General features: G+C 51.3%; 30 protein-coding genes. 26 read left to right on the top strand and 4 right to left on the bottom strand.

Features of this window, described 5'->3' with window-relative positions; translation table 11 throughout:
- The first annotated feature begins 6 nt into the window (after positions 1-6).
- The 8 genes from E3O62_RS02545 (at position 7) to E3O62_RS02510 (ending at position 6,980) form a co-directional block, all read left to right on the top strand.
- On the top strand, positions 7-516 hold the full coding sequence (locus E3O62_RS02545; protein ID WP_134397430.1) for a terminase small subunit: 510 nt from the start codon (positions 7-9) through the stop codon (positions 514-516).
- Positions 476-1,777, top strand: coding sequence for a PBSX family phage terminase large subunit (locus E3O62_RS02540; protein WP_166786395.1), 1,302 nt, complete (start codon positions 476-478; stop codon positions 1,775-1,777). Before E3O62_RS02545 ends, E3O62_RS02540 begins: the two co-directional genes overlap by 41 nt.
- Positions 1,778-1,795: 18 nt before the next feature.
- On the top strand, positions 1,796-3,127 hold the full coding sequence (locus tag E3O62_RS02535) for a DUF935 family protein (protein WP_134397428.1): 1,332 nt from the start codon (positions 1,796-1,798) through the stop codon (positions 3,125-3,127).
- Entirely contained in the window at positions 3,102-3,899 is a 798-nt protein-coding gene (locus E3O62_RS02530) for a hypothetical protein (RefSeq protein ID WP_134397427.1), read from the top strand. The genes E3O62_RS02535 and E3O62_RS02530 overlap by 26 nt, the downstream gene beginning before the upstream one ends.
- A 159-nt stretch (positions 3,900-4,058) precedes the next feature.
- A complete protein-coding gene (locus E3O62_RS02525; RefSeq protein ID WP_134397426.1) occupies positions 4,059-5,270 on the top strand; it encodes a phage protease in 1,212 nt (403 codons plus the stop codon).
- A gap of 12 nt (positions 5,271-5,282) precedes the next feature.
- The gene (locus E3O62_RS02520) at positions 5,283-5,672 is read left to right on the top strand and encodes a capsid cement protein (RefSeq protein ID WP_134397425.1); all 390 of its coding nucleotides are present in this window, start codon (positions 5,283-5,285) and stop codon (positions 5,670-5,672) included.
- A gap of 25 nt (positions 5,673-5,697) precedes the next feature.
- Positions 5,698-6,594 (top strand): Mu-like prophage major head subunit gpT family protein, encoded by an 897-nt coding sequence (locus E3O62_RS02515; RefSeq protein WP_134397424.1) that lies wholly within the window; start codon positions 5,698-5,700, stop codon positions 6,592-6,594.
- Positions 6,595-6,605: 11 nt separating this feature from the next.
- Positions 6,606-6,980, top strand: a complete 375-nt coding sequence (locus E3O62_RS02510) for a hypothetical protein (RefSeq protein WP_134397423.1) — start codon at positions 6,606-6,608, stop codon at positions 6,978-6,980.
- Between the two features lie 57 nt (positions 6,981-7,037).
- On the opposite strand, the gene E3O62_RS02505 is transcribed toward E3O62_RS02510, so the two are convergent.
- Positions 7,038-7,577, bottom strand: coding sequence for a hypothetical protein (locus E3O62_RS02505; RefSeq protein ID WP_134397422.1), 540 nt, complete (start codon positions 7,575-7,577; stop codon positions 7,038-7,040).
- A gap of 380 nt (positions 7,578-7,957) precedes the next feature.
- On the opposite strand from E3O62_RS02505, the gene E3O62_RS02500 reads away from it, so the two are divergent.
- From E3O62_RS02500 to E3O62_RS02490, 3 genes are read left to right on the top strand one after another with little or no spacing between them, the layout of a single operon-like run.
- Positions 7,958-8,311 (top strand): hypothetical protein, encoded by a 354-nt coding sequence (locus E3O62_RS02500; protein WP_134397421.1) that lies wholly within the window; start codon positions 7,958-7,960, stop codon positions 8,309-8,311.
- On the top strand, positions 8,304-9,860 hold the full coding sequence (locus E3O62_RS02495) for a hypothetical protein (RefSeq protein ID WP_134397420.1): 1,557 nt from the start codon (positions 8,304-8,306) through the stop codon (positions 9,858-9,860). Before E3O62_RS02500 ends, E3O62_RS02495 begins: the two co-directional genes overlap by 8 nt.
- Before the next feature lie 22 nt (positions 9,861-9,882).
- Positions 9,883-10,101, top strand: coding sequence for a hypothetical protein (locus E3O62_RS02490; RefSeq protein WP_134397419.1), 219 nt, complete (start codon positions 9,883-9,885; stop codon positions 10,099-10,101).
- 6 nt (positions 10,102-10,107) lie between these two features.
- Here E3O62_RS02490 and E3O62_RS02485 read toward each other — a convergent pair whose 3' ends face one another.
- Positions 10,108-10,386, bottom strand: a complete 279-nt coding sequence (locus E3O62_RS02485) for a hypothetical protein (RefSeq protein ID WP_134397418.1) — start codon at positions 10,384-10,386, stop codon at positions 10,108-10,110.
- Positions 10,387-10,467: 81 nt separating this feature from the next.
- Between E3O62_RS02485 and E3O62_RS02480 the strand changes: the two genes are divergently transcribed.
- From E3O62_RS02480 to E3O62_RS02415, 15 genes are all read left to right on the top strand, one after another.
- On the top strand, positions 10,468-10,872 hold the full coding sequence (locus tag E3O62_RS02480) for a phage protein Gp36 family protein (protein ID WP_134397417.1): 405 nt from the start codon (positions 10,468-10,470) through the stop codon (positions 10,870-10,872).
- The gene (locus E3O62_RS02475; RefSeq protein ID WP_134397416.1) at positions 10,872-11,339 is read left to right on the top strand and encodes a hypothetical protein; all 468 of its coding nucleotides are present in this window, start codon (positions 10,872-10,874) and stop codon (positions 11,337-11,339) included. Before E3O62_RS02480 ends, E3O62_RS02475 begins: the two co-directional genes overlap by 1 nt.
- Positions 11,336-11,851: a hypothetical protein gene (locus E3O62_RS02470; protein WP_134397415.1), complete on the top strand. Its 516-nt coding sequence runs from the start codon at positions 11,336-11,338 to the stop codon at positions 11,849-11,851. The genes E3O62_RS02475 and E3O62_RS02470 overlap by 4 nt, the downstream gene beginning before the upstream one ends.
- Positions 11,852-11,891: 40 nt before the next feature.
- Positions 11,892-12,065 carry a hypothetical protein gene (locus E3O62_RS16480; protein WP_166786394.1) on the top strand — a complete coding sequence of 58 codons (174 nt, stop codon included), beginning with the start codon at positions 11,892-11,894 and terminating at the stop codon, positions 12,063-12,065.
- Positions 12,052-13,041, top strand: a complete 990-nt coding sequence (locus E3O62_RS02465) for a hypothetical protein (RefSeq protein WP_134397414.1) — start codon at positions 12,052-12,054, stop codon at positions 13,039-13,041. The genes E3O62_RS16480 and E3O62_RS02465 overlap by 14 nt, the downstream gene beginning before the upstream one ends.
- Positions 13,042-13,116: 75 nt before the next feature.
- Positions 13,117-13,470, top strand: a complete 354-nt coding sequence (locus E3O62_RS02460) for a hypothetical protein (protein ID WP_134397413.1) — start codon at positions 13,117-13,119, stop codon at positions 13,468-13,470.
- Between the two features lie 246 nt (positions 13,471-13,716).
- A complete protein-coding gene (locus E3O62_RS02455) occupies positions 13,717-15,405 on the top strand; it encodes a hypothetical protein (protein WP_134397412.1) in 1,689 nt (562 codons plus the stop codon).
- Positions 15,406-15,482: 77 nt separating this feature from the next.
- On the top strand, positions 15,483-16,250 hold the full coding sequence (locus tag E3O62_RS02450; protein ID WP_134397411.1) for a phage tail domain-containing protein: 768 nt from the start codon (positions 15,483-15,485) through the stop codon (positions 16,248-16,250).
- Between the two features lie 2 nt (positions 16,251-16,252).
- Complete coding sequence (locus E3O62_RS02445) at positions 16,253-17,356, top strand: hypothetical protein (RefSeq protein ID WP_134397410.1); 1,104 nt, start codon at positions 16,253-16,255, stop codon at positions 17,354-17,356.
- Positions 17,356-17,877, top strand: coding sequence for a hypothetical protein (locus E3O62_RS02440; protein WP_134397409.1), 522 nt, complete (start codon positions 17,356-17,358; stop codon positions 17,875-17,877). The genes E3O62_RS02445 and E3O62_RS02440 overlap by 1 nt, the downstream gene beginning before the upstream one ends.
- The gene (locus E3O62_RS02435; RefSeq protein ID WP_134397408.1) at positions 17,877-18,392 is read left to right on the top strand and encodes a hypothetical protein; all 516 of its coding nucleotides are present in this window, start codon (positions 17,877-17,879) and stop codon (positions 18,390-18,392) included. The genes E3O62_RS02440 and E3O62_RS02435 overlap by 1 nt, the downstream gene beginning before the upstream one ends.
- On the top strand, positions 18,392-18,847 hold the full coding sequence (locus E3O62_RS02430) for a hypothetical protein (RefSeq protein ID WP_134397407.1): 456 nt from the start codon (positions 18,392-18,394) through the stop codon (positions 18,845-18,847). The genes E3O62_RS02435 and E3O62_RS02430 overlap by 1 nt, the downstream gene beginning before the upstream one ends.
- 20 nt (positions 18,848-18,867) lie before the next feature.
- Positions 18,868-19,932, top strand: coding sequence for a hypothetical protein (locus tag E3O62_RS02425; protein WP_134397406.1), 1,065 nt, complete (start codon positions 18,868-18,870; stop codon positions 19,930-19,932).
- A gap of 332 nt (positions 19,933-20,264) precedes the next feature.
- Positions 20,265-21,395 carry a M23 family metallopeptidase gene (locus tag E3O62_RS17385; RefSeq protein ID WP_134397405.1) on the top strand — a complete coding sequence of 377 codons (1,131 nt, stop codon included), beginning with the start codon at positions 20,265-20,267 and terminating at the stop codon, positions 21,393-21,395.
- 123 nt (positions 21,396-21,518) lie between these two features.
- Positions 21,519-21,863, top strand: a complete 345-nt coding sequence (locus tag E3O62_RS02415) for an Lsr2 family protein (protein ID WP_134397404.1) — start codon at positions 21,519-21,521, stop codon at positions 21,861-21,863.
- A gap of 287 nt (positions 21,864-22,150) precedes the next feature.
- On the opposite strand, the gene E3O62_RS02410 is transcribed toward E3O62_RS02415, so the two are convergent.
- Together E3O62_RS02410 and E3O62_RS02405 are read right to left on the bottom strand one after the other, a co-directional pair.
- Complete coding sequence (locus tag E3O62_RS02410) at positions 22,151-22,423, bottom strand: hypothetical protein (protein WP_134397403.1); 273 nt, start codon at positions 22,421-22,423, stop codon at positions 22,151-22,153.
- A gap of 1 nt (position 22,424) precedes the next feature.
- A complete protein-coding gene (locus tag E3O62_RS02405) occupies positions 22,425-24,617 on the bottom strand; it encodes a type IV secretory system conjugative DNA transfer family protein (protein WP_134397402.1) in 2,193 nt (730 codons plus the stop codon).
- Positions 24,618-24,629: the final 12 nt, after the last annotated feature.

Raw genomic sequence — 24,629 nt, 5'->3', positions numbered from 1 at the left:
CACATAATGTTGAAACCTGAAACACCAGTAATAGAAGATGATACAGCTCCCGTAGGACGACCGCTTCTATTCAAGAGTGCCGCCGAACTGCAAGAAGCTGTTGATAGCTACTTCGAGGACTGCGATCCTCACATCGAAAACCAGATGGGCCCGACTGGTACTTCGCTGAAGGGCGAGACCACTTTTGGTATGCGCAAGGTCATGACCGGGCAAAAGCCTTACTTGCTTTCCGGCCTGGCGCTTCACCTAAATGTTGACCGAAAAACCTTGCTCAATTATGCGAATAAAGCTGAATTTTTCCCCACGGTGCAGCAAGCTAAGGCCCGCTGTGAGGCCTACGCCGAGGGGCAGCTTTATACTGGTGCGTCTAGTGGCGCGCGCTTCAGTCTCACTAACAACTTTGATGAGTGGGTAGAACGATCGTCTATCGATCACACCACTAAAGACCAACCGATCGCGTTGGTGGAGTTTATCGGTGGCGTCACAACTCCCGACGGTAAAGATCAAGTTTCTTGACGAGTTCAAGGAGCTGTTCAATGAGTCCTGGCGAAACATCGTCTTCTACGGTGGGCGTGGTTCAGGTAAGTCAAAGCACGTAGGTCTCGCCCTCATACTTCGCGGCCGGCAGAAGCGCCTACGCATCCTCTGTACGCGTGAAATTCAAAACACCATCAGCGACTCAGTTCACAAGCTGCTGCGCGACATCATCGAGGAGAACGGCTTCATCGACTATGAGGTGACGGACAAGATCATCCGCAATAAGGTGACCGGCACCGAGTTCTTATTTGCTGGACTCAGGCACAACGTCAACGAGATCAAGTCGATGGAAGGTATCGACATCGCATGGGTGGAGGAAGCTCAGAGCATCAGTGAGGCCAGTCTTAAAGTGTTGGCTCCGACTATCCGTAAAGAGGGCAGCCAGCTAATATTCACGTTCAACCGATTCGCCGAGCTCGACCCTGTCTATGTCCGGTACGTGATGAAGAAACCAGCTCACACCTACAGCGCCCAGGTGAACTATGACGTTCTGGACCGCGCAGGGCTCTTCCCTGAGACACTGCGCATGGAGATGGAAGAAGATCGCAAGGATCCTGGTCTGTTCGCCCACGTGTGGCTAGGTGAGCCGGTAGACCAGGCAGACAACTCCATCATCAGCCGCCGCGCTGCACTCGATGCAATGAACCGGGTAGTAGATGACGAAGGTGCTATCCAAGTGGGTGTGGACGTTGCTCGCATGGGTGACGACCGGACAGTGTTCAAGAAGCGTAAGGGCCTCAAGCTGGTGGACAGCGCTTCATATACGCATCTACGGACCACTGAGGTGTGTGACAAGCTCGAACTCTTCGTGGCCCACGACAAGAACGTGCTCATCAAGATTGACGACACGGGCGTTGGTGGGGGAGTGACCGACGAACTGATTCTCCGCGGCTACTGGGTGATGCCGATTAACTTCGGTTCTATGTCATCAGAACCCGACAAGTACCCCAACCTCATCAGTGAGATGTGGTTTTATCTGGCCTCTATTATGCCGACAATAGATCTTCCAATGAATGACGGCTTACTAGGTGAACTTACGAGTCGCCTCTGGAAAATGGACACTAAGGGTCGTAGGGCAATTGAGAGCAAGCAGGACTATAAGAAGCGTGGCAATAGGTCACCCGATGAAGCTGATGCATTGATACTCGCCTTCTATGAAGCCAACATTGCAGTTGATGAAGTGACAGAAGACGATTACGACGATTTGGAATTTGAAGGATTGCTAGACCGCGACTTTTAGGTTATTTTGAAAGGAGATATGGCGTCTATTGAAGTAAAAGTAATCACCTCTAAAGAGTCCGGTAAATCCGGAACTACAATCAGCTCCGGTCAGATTACCGGTGAAGAGTACAACTTCAACCTAAGAGACGACCAAGCAATGAAGACCTACAACGAGATGCGCAGCAATGATGCAACTGTTGAGGCTTCTCTCGCAATCGTCAAGACACCTGTACTGGCCGCTGACTTTACAGTTGACCCGGCCAGTGATGAAGATGCTGACAAAGAAGTAGCTGACTTCGTTTACGACTGCCTTCGCCACATTATTGATTGGGACCAGTTCATTGGAGAGTGCCTGACCTACCTAGAGTTCGGCTTCTCACTGTTTGAGGCCGACTATAAACCACGAGTAGTGAACGGAAAGCTGCGTATCGCACTCGTGAAGCTGGCGTACCGCAAGCAGACAACCATCAAGGCGTGGGAGACAGCGGACGGCAAGCCAGGTGTTACACAGCACGTTGGCGCCGACCGTTTCAGCATCTCTCAAGTGAAGTTGGTCCGGTTCACCAACCGTCAAGAAGGCGACAACTATGTCGGGCGCTCTATCCTTCGGCCGGCTTACAAGCACTGGTACATGAAGGACAAGCTCTACAAGATCGATGCAGTAGGTCACGAGCGACAAGCTCTCGGCGTCCTGGACATCACCGTGCCTAAAGGTGCAACTGATTTAGACAAGCAGCGTATCCGGGCGGCTGCAAGGGCTCTACGCGCGTCTGAGAACTCATTTATCGAGCACCCAGAGAACTGGATCATCCAATTCCTCGACATGAAGGCAAAGAGCATGAAGGACACCGAACCTTCTATTAATCACCACGACCGTCAAATCATGAAGAACGTTCTGGCTGCATTTATGGAGATCGGCGCAGCAGGTTCAAGTGGTACACGTTCTACATCAGAGGACCAAAGCACCATTCTTGAGAAGGCTGTCGAGAACATCGCTAAATACATCGTCAACGTGCTTCAAAACACTGTGGTCCGTAACCTGGTTGACCTGAACTTCACAGACCGGGACTACCCGACTCTCCGTGTCAGCAAGACGAGTGATGACAACGTACCGGTGCTGAGTGAAGCCGTAGCTAAGTACACAGCTGCAGGAGTCCTCCACGCCCGACCTACTGATGAGAACACAGTCCGCAAGCAACTCGGCTGGGCTCAAGTCCCTGTGGATGATCTTGAAGAGGATTACAAGAAGCCCGAGCTGAAGCCTGTGGAAAAGGTTGATGCAAACCTCACCGCATCAATCAGGGAACTAAAAGCGCTCCGTGCGAGCGTAGAAAAAGCTCTTTATGCCCAACCGCCGGCAGCTGCTTGATGCGCATACGCACCTAAACGCGGCCATCCTCGAGAGTGAACCTTGGGAGGCTAGCTATAAGGCGTCTCCTTCTACGTTCAAGCGATTAGTACATGAAGAGGCTGCATTACAGGCCAGTGCCAACGAGTACCTTCTAGGGCTTGCCGAGCGCATTCCTAAGCTCATCAACTGGAACGACCCGAAGCTGATGCAGTTGAGAGCCGACACCACACTTCCAATGAGCGACGAGGTTTGGAAGGCCGAAGCGGCGCTGCTTATGGCCTCAGTCCTGGCAAACATCACTGAGCTCCAAGTAATCGGAGCAAACGCCGGAGAGATCATCTACAGCATCCCTATGGGCTTCTCAACGCTGAATGAAGCCATCCTTGTTGCAGCTGAGACACAGACGGCCCAGATGGTCAGCCAAGTCAATGAGAGCACCAGGCGATACATCCAGCAGTCGATTAAAACGAGCATCGAACTAGGGGAAGACGGTGCAGCAATGAAGGCTCGAATTATGAAGCGGATTTCTAATCCAGTACGTGCCGAAATGATTGCTCAAACGGAAGCCGTTACTGCTTACCAGTCAGGCATTGAACTCTTCGCAGTTGAGACCGGGGCTGAGAGCAGCACGTGGGACTGCCTCTTGGGCGCTTGCACACTCTGTAAGCCGCTGGACGGCGTCACTAAGCCAATAGGTGAGTATTTCATCCTAGGTAACGGCGACGAGAGACGGATGCCCCCTGGACACGTTAGGTGCCGTTGCGGACGCATCATCAATTACCCAAAGTAACCAAGTAAAGAAGCGCCACTGCGAGTAGGCGCTTCTTTGATGTTTGTTTAGGAGGTTTGGAGTGAGAGAGAGGTGCGAGTTCGAATTGTTTCGAACCTGTGCTTAATGTAAACCAATTCCTATTGACAAGGAATAGCGAACACCGCATATTCAGGGAAGATGAAGACCACTAAGACCCAGAAAGCCGTTTTACTAGCACACGCTCTAAAGGCTGATGCGACTGGTAAATATCCAACAGAGATTGAGATTGCTCAAGTTGGGTCTTGGCGAACACCTTGGCACGGCAACTTTGAACTTACAGTAAATGACTTCAATGAGGCTGTAACTCACTTTGATGCGGGTATCTACCGTGTAAACGGTACTGAACCGCTTCCTGGCACTCTTGACCACTTAGGTGGTGACACTCCTGCTGCATTCCGAATCAACAGTGTCTACGTCGTGGACAACAAGTTCATGGCATCCGTTACCTGGACTGCACTAGGCAAAGAAAAACTCGACCGTGATGAGTACCGGTACATCTCGTTTGAGTTCAATACTCGGGCTCAACCTTTCGTGAACCCTGAGAACGAAGACGAAGTACTGGTCAATGTTCTGACCGGCGCGACATTAACCAATGACCCACTATTCAAGAAGCTGAAGCCAGTAATGGCATCGGCCCGGAGTGGTTCAAATAAAGATGAAGGAGAAGATATGGATTTGAAGACAATCCGCGCAAAGAAACTGGAAGATCTCTCTGCTGAAGAGAAAGCATTCCTCGAAGAGAACAAAGCTGAACTGACTGCCGAAGAGCTAACTGCTTTTGGACTCGAAGTTGAAGCTGTCGAAACAGACGAAGCGAAGACCGCTCGTGAAGCCAAAGAAGCTCAAGATGCAATCGACGCTCAGAAGGTCATCGATGACCAGGCTGCTGCTGATGCACAGGCCGCTGACGAAGCGACAAAGCTCGAAGCTTCTACAAAAGGTATGAGCAAAGACCAGAAAGCAATGTTCACCAAGCTCCAAGCATCTGTATCAGCCCTAGAAGCTGACGCGAAGGCTGGACGTGAAGCACAGCAAGAACTTCTGAAGACTCGCCTCACCTCATCAGTGAAGGCACAAGTAGAACGCGGCGCAATCAAGAGCGACCAGCTCGAACACGGCGTTGAACTACTGATGGCATCTACGGAAGCCAACCGCACAAAGCTCACATCATTCCTAGAAGCGCTTCCTAGCAACCCACTGATGGCCTCAGCTGAGGGATCAGGCAAGGAAGAAGATGAAGAAGTCGAACTGACCAAGGAAGAAATCGAGCAAGCTGAACAGTTTGGCAACGACCTTGAAACAGTGAAGGCGTACAAGAAAGAACAACTTAAAGCAGCAGCTAAGAAATAGAAGGAGATCAGAATGGCAAACCTAACAGCATCACGACCAGATCAACAAAAAGACGGCATCTTACTCGATGTCGACCTTGCACCAGCAACGAAGGTGTTCTCAGGAAGCATTGTAAGTACCAACGCAGCAGGCTTCGCTAAAAAGGGCGCTGACGTCGCAGGCGAAAAATTCGCTGGTGTAGCGATGGAGACTGCGGACAGCAACATCGCAGCACAGTCATACGTACGCGTATGGAGAGAAGGAAGCTTCTCATTCCCGATCGTCGGAGCAACACAAGCAGCAGTGGGCAAGCCGGTATACGCCGTAGACGACAACGTAGTTGGTCTGACCACTACTAACCTCGTCCTCGTTGGCACCGTGGTGAAGTTCGTATCAGCAACCGAAGTGCGCGTAAAAATCTAAGGTCTGTAGAAAGGAACTTAACTAGATGACAGTAATTACAAAAGAACTCCTAGGAGCACTAAACACAAACATCAACGTGACATGGCAGGAACGTTTCAAGAACGCAACTGATGCCGACGCTTGGAAAGAAATCGCTATGCCAGTCAATAGCAAGAACCTCAGCGAGCAATACGCGTGGTTAGGTTCAATCCCAGGCCTTCGTGAGTTCAAGTCTGAACGTATCCCTGGCACATTGAGCAAGTTCAACTACGAGATTACGAACAAGAAATGGGAATCAACTCTTGACGTAGACCGCGATGCAATCGAAGACGACCGTACTGGTCAAATCATGATGGCTGTAAACGCTCTAGCTACTAAAGCTGGCAAGCACTACACATCATTGATCACTAAAGCCTTCGACCTAGGTTGGACAACTCCTGTATTCGATGGACAGAACTTCATTGATGCTGCTCACGCCACTGGTGGCAACAACCTGGGAACAGCTAAAGACATCACACCAACCAACATCGACGCAATGGAAGTATTGCTAGCTGGCCAAGTCGATGATGCTGGTGACCCACTTGGTTACAGCGGAACTCACTTGATTGTTGGTCCTGCATTGAAGTCAGCTGCGAACACATTCGTAAACTCAGCAATCATCAACGTTGGCGGAATCGCAGTAAGCAACCCTTACTTCGAAGCTTACAAAGTTGTTGTTTTGAAGAACCTCGACAAGACAAGCAAGAAATGGGCAATTGCAGACCTCTCACAAGGCCTCCTACCATTCGTACTTCAAATCCGTGTAGCTATCACTCTTCTCGCGAAGACTGACCTCAACAGCGACCGTGCGTTCGATAAGGACGTATTCACATGGGGTACTCGTGCTCGTCACAACGCCGGTTACGGCAACCACCAACTAATCGTCGGCGCAATCGCTAACTAGGAGGACTGAGAATGTCAGAAGTAACCTACAAAGTAACTCTTCCGTTCAACTTCCTAGCTGAGAGCCGAACTCGTGAGGGCGTTATCGTCCCTCGCGACGGTGGCTATGAAGGTCCATTGACTGATGAGCAGTACAAAGCCATCAGCAATGACCCAATCTTCACACTAGAAGGTGAAGCGCCGGCTGTTGAACGAACACTCACGATAAAGGAGAAGATTGCAGCTGCTGAAGCTGAAGGCCTAATCCTCGACGTGACTGGGTTGAAGACTCACAAAGACATCGACGCTGCTATCGAAGCAGCTCGTACACCAGTAGAGGTTGTGGAACCACCTGTTGAAGAAGTCCAAACTGAGACTCCAACTGAACCACCTGTTGAAACTGAATAACGTCAGTCAACTAGAAGGACTAGAGAGCACTCCACTACGGGGTGCTCTTTGCTTGCCTTAGCTGATTCCGAAGTGCTTTCGAACAGTCGACTCCAGTGCATCCAAAGACTTGGTTAGCCTCGTTGAGTCTTCATGCATCTGTTCCACGTTAGTAGCCATGAGCAAGAGAAAGCTATTGTCTCGAACCTCATTGACTTGGGCTCGTACCTCAGCGGTCGTCACGAGGCGCATCGATACTAGTTCGCTGGAAAGCGATTCGTATGTCGCCAGCAACTTGCTCAGCGTGGTTTCACTAATCGGCGACGACAGGGGCTCGCCTGGTTTTATCTCCACCGCCCTTCTGTGATCTCCGGAGTCTTGGATGAACTGGATTGTTAAGAGGATGACTCGTGAAGTGTGGTCGAGAACGTTCTGATCCCAGCGTCGTAGCTGTTCTCGCTTTGCCTTCTTTGTGTCCTGAAGACTGTTGGATACGTACCCCAGAACAGCACCTATGACGAGGAAGCTACCCGCAATGATCGGGACACCCCACCACGGCGCTGGCATAACAGCTACAGCTGCTTGGAGGAGGGGGGACAGACTGAGAATCGGGGTCACACCGCACTGTAGCAGCGCGCCACCTGGCTGAGTATGGTGACCAGCGTGGATGAAATTGATACGCCGAACTGCCCGGCCTGCTTGCAGCGCCTTGATGTCGCTGGCTTTGCGGAGTCGCCTTACTGGTTCTGTCCGTCTTGCAAGGTCGCTTACCTGGTTCCGTAGCTTCCGGGTACGTTCACCACATGGAGCACAAGGTCATCACTATTTCCGCACCCGTACACAGCTATGACGTGGACTACCTGCTAGCCAGCACCCGCGTCAGAGGTTGGACACTCGTATCAGTCAGCCAAAGCTACCCAACTGAGCCTATGTTCCTGTTCTGGCGTAAGGACTAGAGCTCTTTACATTCCTGCCCTGTTCGTTCATATTCAGGGCAGATGAGCGGAACGTATGACTTCACGATTGAACAAGGGATCACCTTCAGCAAGACGGTGTCTTGGAGCGTTCACCAAGACCCAACCAATCCACTCAGCCCCTTGATACCTGTCAACATGACCGGCATGGAAGCCAAGATGGCGATCCGCACACGTGATGGTCTTCCAATAGTTGAACCTCTCTGCACAGTAAATGGCGTAGCCGGCGAGATCGTAATCGGGATGCCTTACACGGTGACTGCAGCCCTGGACTTCGACACTGCTATCCATGACCTCGATATCTTTCAAGGGGGAGTGCCCATCAAGCGGCTGTTGAGAGGGATGGTGACACTGAGCAAGGACGTACCTGATGTCTGATCAGATCAAAGTTATTGAGGACCGCGTTTACGTCAGCGTTGATGAGACACGAATAGAAGTCGTTTCAGTGGGTAGCCCTGGAATTAATGGTGTCGGCGTCCCAGCTGGCGGAACAACTGGTCAGGTGCTTACGAAGACCGCTTCTGGCGACTTTTACACTGCATGGGCTAATACTGCCGCATCTGTAAACGGAAAGGTCGGGACCGTACTGCTCAACCAGGACGAGATCCCGGACGGCACTACAGCAAAGCAATACAGCCAGGTCGAGAAGACGAAGCTCGCAACGATCTCGTCTGGCGCTACTCAGAACGCATCGGACAATGCCTTACGTGACCGAACGACTCATACAGGGGTTCAACCAATAGCGACCGTCACAGGGCTTCAAACGGCGTTGGATGCTAAGTCGAGCAACGCGGCACTCACTGCTCACACATCAAACGTGTCTAACCCTCACGCTGTTACCAAAGCTCAAGTTGGCCTAGATAACGTAGACAACACCTCAGACCTCGCCAAACCTGTCTCTTCTGCCACTCAGACCGCCCTCGACACCAAACAGCCAACAGGTGACTACGCAACCAACACCGCCCTCACCTCTGGGCTATCAGGCAAGGCAAACACAGCTCACACTCACGCTCAAGCAGACGTAACTAACCTAACGACTGACCTCGCTCTGAAAGCCCCTCTTGCTTCTCCTACGTTTACGGGTACACCAACAGGCATTACTAAAGCCCATGTAGGCCTACCACTCGCTGATAACACAGCAGATACCGCTAAACCAGTGAGTACGGCCCAGCAGACGGCTTTAGATGGGAAGCGAGATATCCTCTCTACTCCCACTCGTCTTTACGCAACCGATGGCGCTGGCGCTCAAATAGCCTACCAATACGCCTATTCAGCAACACCGAACAGTGTCCCATCAAGAAACGTAAGTGGACTATTTCAAGTGGGCACTCCGACTGTAAGTGCTGAGGTTGCTAACAAAGGCTATGTAGACACAGCAGATGCACTAAAGCTGAACATCACAGATAACCGAGTAATACGCCAAGGCACTGGCTTCCCTAACGGAGTAGTAACCGCAAACGTCGGTTCTATCTACATTGATACAGCTTTCACTAACGGTGCAAGCTCTTGGATTAAGAAAAGTGGTACGGGGAATACTGGTTTTGAAATACTCGAAGGTGATACAAAGTGGCGTGAAATTAGCACCTTAGCGCCTGTAGGAAATATTACGAGTGGAAGCTTACAAATACGGCGGATTGGTTCTCGCATTTTTATTCAAGCTAGCAACCTTTATATACCCTCTACGTCAAACACCCCCCTAATAGCCGATATTGGGGTTAGCCTTGGCTCTTCTTTCAGGCCAATAGAAAACAACAGTGCGATTATAAGCGCCTCGGTTGCTTCGGGCGTAACTAAAATGCTGTCAATTGCGCCCCTAAGCACTACAAATGGCATTACTCATAGTGGAGAAATTAGTACAAGGTACTGGGCCGCCTCTTATGACACAGCTCAGCCTTGGCCGTCAACCCTCCCAGGAACAGCAGCCTAATAACTTAAACGAGAACTAAACTATGCAAGACCTAACTCAACTCACCGACCCACAACTAGAAGAACACCGAGTAGCACTACTCGCTGAACTTGATCGTAGAAACAAACTCCACGACATCCCTAACGATATTAAGCGGCTCGCCCAAGACTTCGCTCAGCTTGGCGGAGACAACGCCAAATTAGTAACCGCGGTTCAAGACTTGGAGACGCCGAGCAGCAATGAAAACCCGACGCTCGAATAGAGACTCTCAGAAGCCCCAGTGAGCCTGCACCGAATATGCGTTCTCAGTCGCTTCTTCAGCATCCACTTTGATTGCGTCTAGATCACTCTGAAGCTGCTCACGCTCACGCTCAGCGTCGGCGATTTCGTCGTCCTTCTCACTTTCGCGTGCATACACGAGCGTCTGCTCGGCAAACGCTAGGTTTTCCTCAGCAAGGGCAACAACGTAGTCCGCCTTAGAAGCAGCGTCACTTGCGGCTCTGATTTCCGCTTCGGCCTGTTCCGGGTTTTCGTCATATTTGGGCATGAGTTGATTATCTATCCTGAACGCGCATGTCGGTGGCAGTAGTTGACGAACTTGCTTTGCTGGCGCATATTGAGACCAGATATGGCGATAATTACTACCTACGCAACACTCGAAGACATCCGCATGAAGGCGGGCTTTGAAAAGGCAAGTAACCTAGCTGACCGCCACGTACGAGAAGCACGCAGAAGCGCACAGGCTGAAATCGACTCTGCCCTAGCTATCCGCTACACAGTTCCATTCGTTCCGGTCCCTGAGAAGATACGGACACTCACCATCAAGCTCGCTGCATACACACTGAAGCACGACGCCTATGGAGACGTAGCCAGTCAGAAGGCCCTAGAAGCTCTACGTAAGCAGCTACAAGACCTCGCAGACGGTGACACCCCTATTACTGATGAGCTCGGTGTGGACCTGTCGACTTCTGAGGGTGTCGCCTATGACTTTGGAGACCAGGACAGAGCGTTCACGATTGGGCAGAGGTTCTAATGGCTGATAGTGACATCACTGTCACGATCCAGGGGGACAAGGAGCTCGTGGCAAAGCTAAAGGGATTCATTGGCTCTGACGGTGTGAACTTGAAGCGAGGCCTGGGAGCTTCGGGACTGTACCTAACGAAGTTCTTTTCGGGTGAAGTGTTTGCCTCACGCGGTGGTGTTATCGGTAAACCTTGGCCGCGACTAAATGACAGCTACGCGGCTTGGAAAGCAAGACGCTGGCCTGGTCGTCCACCGCTCATCCAGTCCGGGGAAATGTTGCGCAGCTTTCAATTTAAGGACAGCGCAAGAAAGCTTGAACTTTGGAATAGCTCTGATCACTTTCAATTTCATCAGGACGGCACGAAGCACATGCCGCAGCGCATGATGATGCGCATCGACCAACAACGTGCAGCCCGCGTTGTGAAGTACATGATTGGTGACATTACCGAGCAGATGGATAAGGCGGATCTCCTATGAACGAAACAAAAGAATCAGTTGGCCTAGTTCTGGACCTTATGAAGCTCACGTTCGGTAAAGACGTGAAGACCTACTACAACGGCGACCCTGAAGTGATTCCATCGTTTAACCTGCCAGCCATCATCGTTGTGCAGCTCACAGATGACACCAAAGAGGCTCAGCAAGGCGAGGATGACGTGTCGGATCAGATACGCATCAAGGTTCTACGAGACAAGCGTGAGGATTACACCGGCGATGTCATAGACCCACTGGACCTAACGGAAAAGAAGATTCGTGACCTCATTGCAGGGCAGGAGTTTGTGGATGGCTCTCGACGCTACAAAGCCAAAACCGTAAAGGGTGCACTTCGCAATGCGCTTCTCGATGGCGTTGATGCCATTGCTTCCAATATGAGTTTGCAATATGGCGTAAACCCACGCGAGACGCTTGGAGACGCTGAGAACAACGCTGAGTGGACGTCTGAAGGATGGGTTACCTTCAATATCGAATACAGCGTCGATACGTATCGATAACTCTTGCAGTTTCCTAAGTCATAGTTCATATTGAGGGCACATGACAAAGAAGAAGGAAACTAACCCAACAGAAGCACTTATCAAGACTTGGTATTTCCCTACCTTGGGCCTCAGCGTGAAAGCTGATACATACGAAGAAGCATTGAATAGTGACGAGGTAACAGCGGCACTTAATCCAGCCGAGAAAGAAGAGGACGGTGATGTCGACTCATAATTCATATAAGAAGCGACGAGAGCTTGCCGTACTTAGCCTTGAAACGGCTCCTGGCGTTGCAGCTACTAAGAAGTACACATTTGGTTGGCTCAATAAGGGCCTTCGTTCAATTCCCTCAATTATCGAGAACGTGTCTGCGCTTGGTAGCGACATTATGGTCAACGACTCGGCCATCGATGTATGGCACTCTGAAGGACCACTAGGCGGCAAGGTCACAGAAGATGGCTTCGGACTCCTGGCGAATGGGATGTTCAACAAGATCACGTCTATCAGCAATGGCGACAGCACTTATACGCACACGCTTGAACGAGACCCATCTCTTCCTCGCAAGACCTTCTCTTTCTGGGATGTGCGCCCGGCTAATATCCGCCTCTTCAAGTCTCTCTACATGGACAACTTGAACCTGAACATCGAAGTCGGCGACGCGGGTGCCTGGTTGGAGTGCAGCACTGCCTTCAAGGGCTGGAAGCACCAAGACATCGGTAGCTTGACACCTCCTGCGTACATAGCTGGGGAGAAAGAGTTCACCAGCCGCCAGGTCAAATTACTCATCGCAGCAAACACAGCTGGACTCGTGAATGAAACGACTTCAAAAGTTCGCCCTCGCAGCGTCGAGTTCAACTTCGAAGAATCAACCACTGTTGACCACTACCTAGGTGAGGTCAATGACGACCCAGAGTTCGACAGCGCTCCTGCTGTGGTCAAGGGCTCAATGGTGGTCAAGTACCGCAAGACTGACTTTGAGGACGAATACTTCACCAACGCTGTCCACGCCATGAGCTTCAGTGCTATCAACGGCACATCAAAGATTGAAGTCATCGGTACCAAGGTTCGTTTCCGTGAGGTCACTGACTCGGACGGTATGGACGACACCGTGATACAAACAATCAGCTTCTATTTTGAATCTGACCTAGCGAACGCTGGAAAAGACTGCGTTATTAAGATCACTAATAACTTAGCAACCTTCACTGTCTAGTTACATCGTTGACTAATAATCCACCCTATGCGTAAATAGGGTGGATTTTATATTGATAAACAAGGACAACTACATATGCCATTGAATTTGAGAGCGACCCGAAGATTAAGCCTAAGTGGATTCGGCATTGGCTGGGATGAATGTTACCTCATCGTGAAAGCTGTGAGTGGTTCGGAAGCTCAAGAGTCCGCAGACCAGATCGAGGAGCTTAAAGAATCTAACGATGTTAAAGGTTTGAACAAGCTTGTTCGAGACTACTGCATTCAAAACATCACTAAAGGTGTCGTCATCAACACTAAGGACGATGGAAGCCAAGAACCGTATGAATTCACGTCTGACGAAGTTTCGGGCGTTGTAGACGCTCTCAACCTTGCATGGCAATTGGAAGTCCTTGCCGTCTCTACTGGTTCCGACCGTTTAAAAGCGTAGAACTACTCCGGGACCATATAGTTCATGGTCTCACTCAAAGCATCCCCGAAGATATTCGCGAGATGCTTTTTGAGTTTCGTTATAGAGAGCACTTTCATCTCTCAGGTGCGCAGTATGAAGCCGACTCTTATGATGCTAAATGGCTTGTTCGTACTATCTGGGAATTGAAGGACGAACGTGTTAATTTAGGTGCAGGAAGCGGCAATAAACCTTATAACTAAATAGCGCCGCCACGAGAAGTTCTTAGTGGCAAACAACATCAACATCGTCATCACCGCTGAAGACAAGGCCTCAAAGCCGATCCGTTCGATTTCAGATGAGATGGATGGAGCGTCAGGTAAGTCCAGCAAGTTCAAGTCTGCCCTTGGGTCTCTAGGTGGCGTTCTCAAGACGACGGCCATTGCAGGCGGTATTGCAGCTGCCGCATTTGTAGGGACGGGTGCAGCGCTCGGGTTTAGCTTCAACAACTCTGTCGAGCAGGCCCAGACGAAGCTCCTGGCCTTCATGCAGGACGGTGACAAAGTCGCCAAGACCTTGTCCTGGGTGAAGAAGGAAGCAGCGCTCACTCAGTTCAGCTTTACAGACCTCGCTAATGCGACCGCAAACCTGGTGCCGATGGCAAACAGTTCTGGCATTGCGCTAGAGGACCTCGTGAAGCAGGCCGAGATTCTGGCTTCAGTAAATCCGGAACAGGGATTGATGGGCGGTATGTTCGCCCTGCGTGAAGCTCTCTCAGGCGACTGGGTATCTATAGTCGACCGCTTCAACCTGCCACGCAAACGTATCAATGAGCTCAAGGCTCAAGGTGTCCCGGCAATGGAAATCATCTCTAGGACCCTTGGCGAGATGGGTATCAACTACGACCTTGTTGCTAAGCAAGGTAAGACGACTGCAGCACGGTTCGAGCAGGTAAAGGACAAGCTGGTCATGATGGCCGGCGCCGCGTCTAAGCCAATCTTCGACCGTGTGTCGAGCGAGCTGGGGAAGCTGGGCGAGTTCAACTTTGAAGCTCTTGGTGACCAGCTCGGTGGCATCGCGTCCGGAAGCATCGCAGCCTTTGACTCGTTCATTCCGAAAGTCCAAGAGGTCGCAAGACAAATTGGTGACTACCTCGGTCCGAAGATTGATGCCCTCTGGCAAAGCGTGAATACTAACCTGGTGCCGATTCTTGAGGATCTCTGGCACAACGTCATCGAGCCTCTCATTCCAGTTCTCGGAACGTTACTCGTCGGGGCACTTGGCTTAGTAATAGACGCGTTCAAGTTTGTCTCAGACGGCATTGGCTGGCTGGTTGAAGGAATTGAAGGTGGAAACCCTGTCATCTGGGGTCTTGTAGGCCTATTCGGCACTCTCGCAACGGCTATGGCATTCAACGCCGTGTTCAACGCTCTCACGGTCGGCTTCGCCACCTTTCAATTGGTGACCATCCCTTCCATGATGACATCGCTGGGTCTTTTGAAGGCCGCCATCCTGGCTCCTATCGTCATGCCCGCAATCGTCATTGCAGCCGCGCTTGCTTCGATGGGACTAATACTCGATGCAGCGAACAAAGCTAAGGACGCGATTGACAACGCTTCAAGAGCTAAGCAAAAAGCATCCGACGACGACATACGAGTTATTAAGAACGTGAATGACCGCTACAACCGTGGCGAGATAACACTCGAAAAGAAGAAACAGCTTCTCAAGATCGTCAGCTCGAATGCAGCCGGTACCAACTCTGACCGCGGTGGCTGGTCACTTGTGGGTGAGCACGGTCCTGAGATCGTGAACCTTCCTACTGGGGCTGGGGTTACGCCTGCGTACCAAACTCGCGCACAAGGCTCACCGGGAGCAAGTGGGCACACTGTCCTGGTAGAGAACATCAATATCAATAATGGAGGCGATTATCACCGAATGCTCAACGACATCGGTTTCGCCTTGGAGCTAGCGTCATAAAAATCTTTCTCAACAACTTCGAACTCAACAACCCTGCAACCAGGACATATCTTGATGCGCCTATCGACGGTCTTGAAATGCCAGCGATTAGAAGCAGCCGCGGGAGTCGAAGCGGTCAGGCGGGCGGCTACTTTGGCGCTCAGCTTTACGACGTTCGGCGCATCACACTAAACGGGCGCATCTTCAGTACTGACATCGCTGAAGCGAAAGCTAAACGTCGAGCCATCCAGCAGGCTCTTCCTCTGTTCCCTATGCCAGTCACCATGCGCTACGTCGATGATGACGGACAGGTATATCTGATCTACTGCCAGGTCATGGACTTCAAGATGCCAATCGCCCGCTTTCAAGGGAAGTCCATCTTCAAGATTGAACTCGAGGCGTCTGATCCAGTCATCTATGACGACACGGCCGGCAGCGCACTAAGCGCGACCATCTTGCAGGCGCTACCAGGCGGTGTTCAATTCACGGACACGACTCCGCTGTTCGATTCCTTCTACTTCTCGGCTGGACAGACTGATGTCACGGTCACGAATACAAGTGGCATTGCATCTTTCCCTATCATCACCATTCCTGGGGCAATTAACAACCCGGTATTCACAAACAGAACTACAGGGGAGTCCTTCAGGCTCGCTGGCTACTCAGTAGGAGCTGATGCCGTCACTATCATCAACATGGGGGAGCGCACGGTCACTCTCAATGGAGGCAACGCCTTTGCTTACGCCCCTTCAGACGTTAACTGGTGGGCATTAGTTCCCGGAAACAACCGCATTGAGTTCTCATCTGGCGGTGGAAGCGACGGCACTCAAGCGACAATGACTTGGCGCCCCGGCTACTGGGGTATCTAGGAATGGCCCGACTACCTAAATATGAAGTCGAGCTATGGACGAAACAGGGCAGTCGCATTGCCGACATCACATGGCTCTGTAAGAACATCGCTTTTACTGAGGAGCGAAACGAAGCTGAAGACCTCCGCTTCTCACTCGACCTCGACGCCTTCGAGGGATACATGCTCAAGGCTGGTGCAGACCCGGTCAGTAACTTCCGAGAGGGCCAAACAGAAATCAAGGTCAAGAAAGACGGCCAGTATCTCTTTGGCACTCAACTCTTCGACGCCCCGATCAGTCTGAATCAGGACAACGAGCTAACCATAGACGTGGTGGCCACCGGCTATCTCAACTTTCTCAAAGACCGCTACCCGAACCCTGTCATCAAGTACACAAACATCGAGACCGTGGAGATCTTCTACGACCTCATTAGACAGGCTCAGGTAGTAGCGAATGGAAGCTATGGCCTGATTATCCCAACAAGTGGCTACTACGTCACAGGCGTCCTGAGAGGCCGTGAATACGAGTACTACACGTCCAGTACCAAACTCAACATGCAGCGCCTCACTTCATTGGTAGACGGCAACTTCGACTTCAAGGTACTCGCGGATAAGACCGTCATGACCTACGAATCGGTTGGCTCACCTCGAACTGACTTCAAGCTGGTGTTCGACCGAAAGAACAATCGCTCCTCCTTTAGCAAGGCAAAGCTGAACCGCAGCTCCAATGGGCTCTACAACTCCGTCATTGGCCTTGGCTCAGGTTTCGGCGGCGACATGATGCTGTCCACTCAAAACGACGTACCGAGCCAAATTGAGTTCGGGCTTCGACAACTCCCGGCACAGTTCAATGAAGTATCCGTACAAGGCACGCTCAATGAGAATGCACTCGCCCGACTAGGCCAAGTGAAGAAGCTCCTCCGTCTCCCACAGATCACCCTGTCAGGTAGTGACATGCCGGCCAACGGGATAGAGATTGGCGACTTGATTCCCCTTGAGTTCACCGGGCGAAAGCTCATAGAGGACATGACTGGTGTGTACCGAGTGGAGCGCAAGGAAACCACGCTTGATGAAAACGGCTTTGAGTCTTCAATCACCCTCTACTTCGAGCAGATGGACATCGTCTAATGAGCGACCTCATCAACCGGATACCCGGTAACGAGTCCGCTATGGCAAGTCTTGCCACCATTTCACGCAATACGAATCAGACGAAAGCTCGCCAGCGCATCACAGGTAGGGCCGGACAACTTGGCTATGCCATTCAATCGGTGAACGCTTGGGATCTCACCGAGACCTTTCCCACAACATCGGGAGTCGCCTTCTCGAATGCAAGCTACCGCGTCACCTACACCTCAGATGGTACGCAGCGATTCCCTATCGTCATCCCCGCAACTGACATCCGCATAAACGGCACAGGGGACGCCAACAAACCGAGCATCATCCCTAACAGTGGTCTCTACAGCTATGCAGACGGCTCCGGGGAGGTGCAGATACAAACATTCGAGCTTCCAGACCAGGCGTACTTCGCAAGTGAGACGCAGCTTGCTTGGCAATTCGACATGCTCTATCGAGGCGCTGTAACTGTGCGCTTCAAACTACGCGGCAACGCAACCAGTAACGGCGCGTTCAGCATCGTGAGGACTGCGTAATGGGCGTCACCCAGCTCGACAACCTGCCCGAGAATCAACTCGTCCGGACGATTGTCGATGCACGTCAGACCGCCAGAGAACTGAAGGGCTCTAACCAGCTCGTGAGTGGGGCTAACCTCGCCTTCTTCGTGAGCCAAAGCGCAAGCACCTATGACTGGTCTGGTCTTCTTGATGGACTGGCTGGCATACCTACATATGGTCAAGCGCGTTTCGTCATTACCCTCACGTCTCCCATAGCCGTTGTCCCATTAGTTGACGTTGCTGTGGTTGCTTATTACTCAGCAGATGGCGTTACTTGGGGCGAGTACACCTACAGACGCGGTCTGAACGATCAGTACAACGGAATTGCCCCAGAGCTTCGACGCTCACTAGAAGTGCTTCCAGGTATCGAGAACGGTCCAGGCGAGGCCAAGTTCATGCTCCAACTCTTCGGTAAGCAAAACAGTCGTGTCGCCTTCAAACTGCAAGTCACCGGTACGGATGAGGTTTCTATCACCGTCACTAGGGTTGCTTAATGGGTCCACTCGACAGGATTCCCGAGAAGGCGCTAGCTAGAGAGCTTGCCCGGCGCTCGGCTGAGGGCTCTGAGCTAAAGGGCTCGTTTCAAGCGCTGGGAAGTCAGAGCGTTGTCACCCACCGCATTTTCAGCACGAACATCTTCGATTTGCAGTTCACTGCCTCAACTGTTGCGGACACGATTATCTTTCACCAGGCGGATATTGAATTTGTACCGGGCGACATGACCTTCGGTGGAGCTTTTAGCCATCGTTTATTCGTGCGAGTCCTAGACACCTCAAATAACGTCATCACGTACATAGATCCTTTTCTTGAGCGAAGGATTACAGCGGACGGTAAGCAGAAGTGGTCCATCTATCACACGACGTTTGGTTATCCTTCCGACTCAATACGCATGAAGTTTTATTTCTTCACAACTGGTACTGGTACTTTCACGACGTCTGTTGTAAATTAGGCACATAAGAGACCTAATACATGTTTAATGATTTCAAAGTAGCAAACTATTCAAAAGCCCTATTGTCCCCAGAGTTATATGCTCGACATCTTTCTCGCCTCTTTAGCGGAGATGTAGCGGACGGCCTCACTGTCACTCCTGGCACTGGACTTCAAGTTGTACTTGCTCCCGGCAACGCCATGGTTCGCTATGGCTCAGCTAACGTTGCCTCAGCTCGCCTTGTAAGTCTGGTTGCTAGCTTTAACCTGGCTATCGGAACAGCAGACGTCAGTAACCCGCGCATCGACCTGGTCGTTGTCTACATCGACAATGCGGTGTCGCTTCCTACCGGAGTACCAACCACTGCGAACCTTGATGGTCTTGGTGTCGCTAAGGCGAAGATTGTTCCAGGAACAGCGGCGGCGAGCCCTGTAGCAGCGAATGCAACGGCTATTCAAGCGTCAGTTGGCTCTGGCAATCCGTACACAGTAGTTGCGCAGGTCCGAGTGGATGCTGGTGTGAGTGTGATAGCGAGTAACAAGATTACTGATGTGCGCGCGCTATCAACTCCAGTGATAGCCAATGGATCCATCCCGTTCGCTAAGACGAGTGGTATCTGGTGGGAAGAAATTGGTCGTACTACCATTGGGACGCCAACAAATACCATATCTGTGACGGGACTACCTATTCGTAAGCATCTTCATGTAATCGTCACACTATTCTCCACTGCACCAAACTACAACATCGGAGCCATTGTTAGATTCAATAATGATTCAGGCTCAAATTACGTAAAGCGCTCGGCAGATAATTATGGTGCACCTGGTACTGTGCTTGTTGCTCAAAGCAATATATCGCTAACTGCTACTACAACCATAAACTCTCTTATTTCTAAATTTGATGTGCTCAACTATACTGCTTATGAAAAATCAATCACAGGTGTCGAGAATATAAATGTAGGTAATAGTAGTTCAAATGCCTCCGTTATTGCGCAATTTTCTGCAAAGTGGGCGAATACGACTGCTGCAGTCAGTCAGATTGACATTGTTAATGCAGGCACAAGCCAATATGCTATCGGATCAGAGGTGATTGTTTTGGGGCGTGACTGATGGAAAGTTCTATTTCACTTACGCCTTCCGCTGACCACGATCTTCTCATTACTCTGAATGCGAACGTCATCAATCTCACGACCAGCATCAATGCTGCGACCCTATCAAACACGACAATCAATACCGATCACGAGACGCGAATACGAGGGCTAGAAGCATCCGACCAACAGAGCAAGGGCGCTTTAAAGTCTCAGAAGAATCAGATGTATATCATTTCGTTCATATTCGGAGCCGTCTCAATCGCATTGGCGGTGTTTTCGTTCATCAATAAGTAAGGAGGTGACATATGAAACCAGCAATAGCAACCAACACTATCGGCGACGGTATCTAATATGAGTTTCCGATGGCCACTAGACATAGCAATCACAATCACCCAGGGCTTCGGCGGTAATGCCGAGTACTACAAACAGTTCGGCCAGATCGGGCATAACGGCCTTGACCTTAGAGCACCAGCCGGCACGCCTGTGTTCGCTGCCGATGAAGGCACTATCTCCTTCGAGGGATGGGGACAGAACCACTCATGGATGGGCAAGCCTGCTGGTATCTGCGTTCTCATCGACCACATCGGTTCATACGCTGGCTACGCTCACCTGAAGAGCACCGTAGTAAGTAAAGGCCAGAAGGTCACCAAAGGCCAGCTCATTGGATACTCTGGCGCAACTGGAGTAGGCACTGGACCACACCTGCACTTCGAGATGTTCCCGAAGAGCCCGAACTTTAAGAACGGCTACGCGGGGCGCATCAACATCATGCCGTTTATCGAGACTGCTCAGGTAGTAGGTAAGGCAACTGAAGCCGAGGTTCGCCAGGCTTACTGGGAGATTCTCGAACGTGCAGGAGACCAAGAAGGCATAAACACGTACAAGCAATACCCGCTTGCATTCGTTCGCAACGCTCTTGCTACCTCACCTGAGAAGCGCACCCTGGAAGCCAACAAGGCAGAAGCAGCTCGTGTGGCCGCAGTACGTGCCGTAGAAGATGCTGCTCGCCTAATAGAGGATGCACGGAAAGCTTCAGAAGCTAAGGCTGCACAGGAAGCCGCACAGAAGGCTGCCGATGAACTCGCCGCAGCGGAAGCCGAGACGGCCCGCATAGCTGAGCTCGAACGACTAGCTCGTGAAGCCGCCGAGAAGAAAGCCAAGGAACAACTAGACATTCAAATTAACGCGAAGGAGGATGCAATGGCAACCGCAGCAGAACAACAAAATCAAGGACAGGAACTAGCTGACGAAATCGCTTCAAGCGATGCTGTCCAGCAACTCGTGAGCAAAGTATCGCCTAGGACTAAGTTCATCGTTTATGTAGTTGGTGACTCACTCATCGGCTTCGGCCTCATCGTGCCAAGCCTTGCAGTCGTAGTTGGATGGGGCGACATGGTGCAGGTAGTTGCATTGAGTGGACTACTCGCAACAGCCGGTGCCTTCCTGCTAACGATGTTCTCTATCTACAAGTCAAAGAAATAGACGCTCCCTAAGCTCATCACAGGCGCTCTAGCGAAGCGCTCAACACAAAGATGAACACCAACACGTAATCAAAACATAAGGCTCCATGTAGAACGCATGGAGCCTTTGCTGTATGTTCAAGGCATGGCCAAGAAAACTGAAACAATCACCCACTATGTTGATGACCTTGACGGCACGTCTTACGACGAAGGCAAAGGCGAGACTGTTAAGTTCGCACTCGACAATGCTTCTTTTGAGATTGACCTGAACGAGAAAAATGCCAAAGAGTTCCGCAAGTTCTTCGCTCCCTATGTGCAGAAGGCTCGCGTTGCAGGGCGCAGCACGACGTCCCGTTCAACTGGCACTTCAAGCAACAAGGAAGAACTCGCCCGCATCAGAACTTGGGCTAAGGAAAAAGGCATTGCAGTTTCGGACCGCGGAAGAGTCAGCGCTGATGTCAAGGCCGCATATTCCGCTGCGAACAAGTAAATAGTTCACTCAAAAGACAACGTCCGCGATTAGCTCGCGGACGTTGTCTTTTAACCTCATACGCTACATATAGCGCCCTCTCGCCCTTCTCCGGCACCGAGAGGGCAAAACTACCCATTGTTGTACGTGTCACAACATTGACCCCTGTTACGGATAGAGAGTAACGGTAGGGGAGGGGAGTCGGTCAAAATTCTCTAACCCCTTGAATCGAAAAAAACAGTCGATCCCTTGGACAAATAGGGGAGTGCCCCATACGTGTGCGGCACTCCCCGCTTGCCTTTAGGTAGTTATGATCCCCAAGCAGTCGCAACCGCCGACCGTAAATCAAATGTGTAACCGTCTATTTTGCTAGCGATTGAATCAAGTTCTTGGCTAGTTGAAGAGAGCGCAACGGCGACGTTGTCTACCTGCCGGTTGGTCTCGCCTTCCAGGTTTGTCAGCAGCCGAAGTTGCTCTGCCGTGTCCTTGAGCTGCCTGTACTTGTCGATGATTGAATCCAGCATGCGAACGTCGCTGTCGACATTGCGCGTGATGTGGTTTGCCCATTCGTGAGAGTCCATTTCACCATTCCTTTATTCCGATGTCGGGTCTCTTGCCTGTAGGTCCATCATCGCCAGGGGAGCGTCGAGCATTTATTTCAGCAATGACTTCTTGCTTGGATTTCGCGTACTTGTCGCGGGACTCTTGACGTAGCTGGCGTGGATCATTGAAGCCCTCCGGCAAGTCCTTCGTCCGCATTGTGAATGGTTGAGAAACGCCAGTTGATGTAGCCACGCGGGCTATCGCTTCCCGCCTTTGCAGGTTTAGTAGGTCTTCCGGTCTCACCTTCCCTCCAAGCTCTGCTGACATTCGCCGTGCATCATCAATCGTGGTTTGGAAAACAATCTTCGAACGCGCATTGGCTAGCGAGTCAATCACGTCAGACCGGAGCTGCTTTAGGTGTTGGTTTGCAACGGTCATTCCTAGGCCGAATGAACGAGCCTGGGCAAACATTTCTTTGAGACTGTCGCTGTGCGCAATGAAGTTTTGAAACTCATCCATATAGAGCATCACGGGGCGATCGTGGTGTGTCTCCCGAACAGTTTTCCAAAGCTCGCTGAGTAGAAGCGTGCCCATAATGTTTGCAGCTGACTGCCCGATGATGACGCCGTTTAGGTTGATGAAAAGCAGCTTTCCCTCACCCACCACGTCACTCATCTTGAAGCTTGACTTAGATTGACCGAGACTGTTTCTGATATGCGGTTCAGTTACGAAGGGCCACAAGCGACGTCGCAAGGCTGCACTCTCGATGTCCTGTTTCGCCTTGTCCTTTGTTAGATAGTCATCCCAGTACGCCTTGATCTCTGGGTTCTTGATTTTGCGGACTACATCAATGCGCCACTTCCTCTCCTCGTCTGTTGTGGGGGTAAGGAGTGCCGGAAGATCGACCAATGTCCCGCCTTCCATGTTTGCAAGCGCATGAAGTCCGTGATAGAGGACTGCTGGAGCAGTGACGGTTTCGGGATACATGCTTGATATGAGCTGAATCAACTCCCCAATCGCTGTTGACGTTCGCGACTGGTCCAAGATGTTGAAGCCAATCGGGAACTCTTCGTCGGCTAGATCCCAAACGATGAGGTGTTTGCGGCGGTGCTCAGGCACCCTTGCTATGGCAGCTTCAAAAAGGTCTCGTTTGGTTTCGATAAGGACTACACCGAGACCGTCATTCATGTCCTGTTCAAGCATTGAAGCCAGAAGGCTCGTCTTACCGCTTTCTGTTGGTCCAAGTACATGTAGGTGCTTCAGGCGGTCAATCGTATTGATGCCAATGTCGCGCTTGCTCTTCGCGTTGGATGCACCGATGACCGTGGTGCCCTTACCTCCCGTTGGGACACTGTTATTGACGTGCATGTATCGTGTGCGGCTCTGGGCGACACCAGGAACGTAGGGGGAGTCGATAGGCCAGGTAAACACGGCCGACAATTCGTTGATGTTGAACTGGGCAGGGAATCGACTTGGTGTACTAGCAAGGGATACCCGTCTTGATGCCCCCGCGGTGGTGACGTTGATGAAGCGGTTGGCCGCGGTGGTTCCTGAAGAGATTGCGCCTAGAACCTTGTTCATAATTTCTTCTGATGCTTTGGACTTGGCGCTAACCGCCACCCTGCCGACCGCATAGAAATTTGGGGTGGACAGTTTCTTGCGTCGGTCCTCAACCTCAGCAGCACTAGCTTCTAGCTTGCCCATGAGTGCTCGGCTTATTCGGAAGTCACTTGTCAAGGCCGGCTGACCAACTACAGGCATAGCTTCTCTTGGCTTGGGTGTTACGACCCATTGGATAACTGCTACCTGCCCTTCTTCCAGCGCCTGTATACCCGTCAACAAGGACGTCGAAAACACACCGACATTGGGGACGTTTAATGTTCGAGGGAGGTTGCTGGTGCCGAGTTCGGTAACGAGTGTCCATCTGATCTCAGGGCGCTCAGTGTCCTCTTCCACGGTGATGCCAGGGATGAGGTTCTCAAGCTGCTCGATGAGAAAGGTTGCTCTGGATGACGGGACTAGTAAACGATGGATAAACCCCTTGTCATCCGACCAGGTTTCAAGAACGATCGAAGCGACATCGGACGGGAGTAGTCCAAAAAGTTTAGGTTTGGCCCACAAGCTTCCACTGATGGCATCAAGCCAATTCCACACCGCTTGGCCCGTGAGGTCTGAAGGGTGAGTAAGACGGTAGGTCTTCCTCGTTGAATCCGTTTGTTCTTGATACTTCATGTTGATACTCGC

Origin of the sequence: Cryobacterium sp. TMT2-15-1 (assembly GCF_004402345.1) — a bacterium.
Classification (GTDB): Bacteria; Actinomycetota; Actinomycetes; order Actinomycetales; family Microbacteriaceae; genus Cryobacterium; species Cryobacterium sandaracinum.
This window is presented reverse-complemented; position numbering and strand designations above follow the sequence as displayed.

Bases quoted from the DNA above. Each gene is read 5' to 3' on its own strand.
- E3O62_RS02485 (WP_134397418.1), bottom strand. From the start codon at position 10,386: ATGCCCAAATATGACGAAAACCCGGAACAGGCCGAAGCGGAAATCAGA.
- E3O62_RS02470 (WP_134397415.1), top strand. From the start codon at position 11,336: ATGAACGAAACAAAAGAATCAGTTGGCCTAGTTCTGGACCTTATGAAG.
- E3O62_RS17385 (WP_134397405.1), top strand. From the start codon at position 20,265: ATGAGTTTCCGATGGCCACTAGACATAGCAATCACAATCACCCAGGGC.
- E3O62_RS02430 (WP_134397407.1), top strand. From the start codon at position 18,392: ATGGGTCCACTCGACAGGATTCCCGAGAAGGCGCTAGCTAGAGAGCTT.
- E3O62_RS02440 (WP_134397409.1), top strand. From the start codon at position 17,356: ATGAGCGACCTCATCAACCGGATACCCGGTAACGAGTCCGCTATGGCA.
- E3O62_RS02525 (WP_134397426.1), top strand. From the start codon at position 4,059: ATGAAGACCACTAAGACCCAGAAAGCCGTTTTACTAGCACACGCTCTA.
- E3O62_RS02415 (WP_134397404.1), top strand. From the start codon at position 21,519: ATGGCCAAGAAAACTGAAACAATCACCCACTATGTTGATGACCTTGAC.
- E3O62_RS02510 (WP_134397423.1), top strand. From the start codon at position 6,606: ATGTCAGAAGTAACCTACAAAGTAACTCTTCCGTTCAACTTCCTAGCT.
- E3O62_RS02405 (WP_134397402.1), bottom strand. From the start codon at position 24,617: ATGAAGTATCAAGAACAAACGGATTCAACGAGGAAGACCTACCGTCTT.
- E3O62_RS02445 (WP_134397410.1), top strand. From the start codon at position 16,253: ATGGCCCGACTACCTAAATATGAAGTCGAGCTATGGACGAAACAGGGC.
- E3O62_RS02545 (WP_134397430.1), top strand. From the start codon at position 7: ATGTTGAAACCTGAAACACCAGTAATAGAAGATGATACAGCTCCCGTA.
- E3O62_RS02515 (WP_134397424.1), top strand. From the start codon at position 5,698: ATGACAGTAATTACAAAAGAACTCCTAGGAGCACTAAACACAAACATC.
- E3O62_RS02500 (WP_134397421.1), top strand. From the start codon at position 7,958: ATGAGCGGAACGTATGACTTCACGATTGAACAAGGGATCACCTTCAGC.
- E3O62_RS02465 (WP_134397414.1), top strand. From the start codon at position 12,052: ATGTCGACTCATAATTCATATAAGAAGCGACGAGAGCTTGCCGTACTT.
- E3O62_RS02495 (WP_134397420.1), top strand. From the start codon at position 8,304: ATGTCTGATCAGATCAAAGTTATTGAGGACCGCGTTTACGTCAGCGTT.
- E3O62_RS02475 (WP_134397416.1), top strand. From the start codon at position 10,872: ATGGCTGATAGTGACATCACTGTCACGATCCAGGGGGACAAGGAGCTC.
- E3O62_RS02425 (WP_134397406.1), top strand. From the start codon at position 18,868: ATGTTTAATGATTTCAAAGTAGCAAACTATTCAAAAGCCCTATTGTCC.
- E3O62_RS02435 (WP_134397408.1), top strand. From the start codon at position 17,877: ATGGGCGTCACCCAGCTCGACAACCTGCCCGAGAATCAACTCGTCCGG.
- E3O62_RS02520 (WP_134397425.1), top strand. From the start codon at position 5,283: ATGGCAAACCTAACAGCATCACGACCAGATCAACAAAAAGACGGCATC.
- E3O62_RS02410 (WP_134397403.1), bottom strand. From the start codon at position 22,423: ATGGACTCTCACGAATGGGCAAACCACATCACGCGCAATGTCGACAGC.
- E3O62_RS02460 (WP_134397413.1), top strand. From the start codon at position 13,117: ATGCCATTGAATTTGAGAGCGACCCGAAGATTAAGCCTAAGTGGATTC.
- E3O62_RS02480 (WP_134397417.1), top strand. From the start codon at position 10,468: ATGGCGATAATTACTACCTACGCAACACTCGAAGACATCCGCATGAAG.
- E3O62_RS16480 (WP_166786394.1), top strand. From the start codon at position 11,892: ATGACAAAGAAGAAGGAAACTAACCCAACAGAAGCACTTATCAAGACT.
- E3O62_RS02450 (WP_134397411.1), top strand. From the start codon at position 15,483: ATGCCAGCGATTAGAAGCAGCCGCGGGAGTCGAAGCGGTCAGGCGGGC.
- E3O62_RS02535 (WP_134397428.1), top strand. From the start codon at position 1,796: ATGGCGTCTATTGAAGTAAAAGTAATCACCTCTAAAGAGTCCGGTAAA.
- E3O62_RS02530 (WP_134397427.1), top strand. From the start codon at position 3,102: ATGCCCAACCGCCGGCAGCTGCTTGATGCGCATACGCACCTAAACGCG.
- E3O62_RS02490 (WP_134397419.1), top strand. From the start codon at position 9,883: ATGCAAGACCTAACTCAACTCACCGACCCACAACTAGAAGAACACCGA.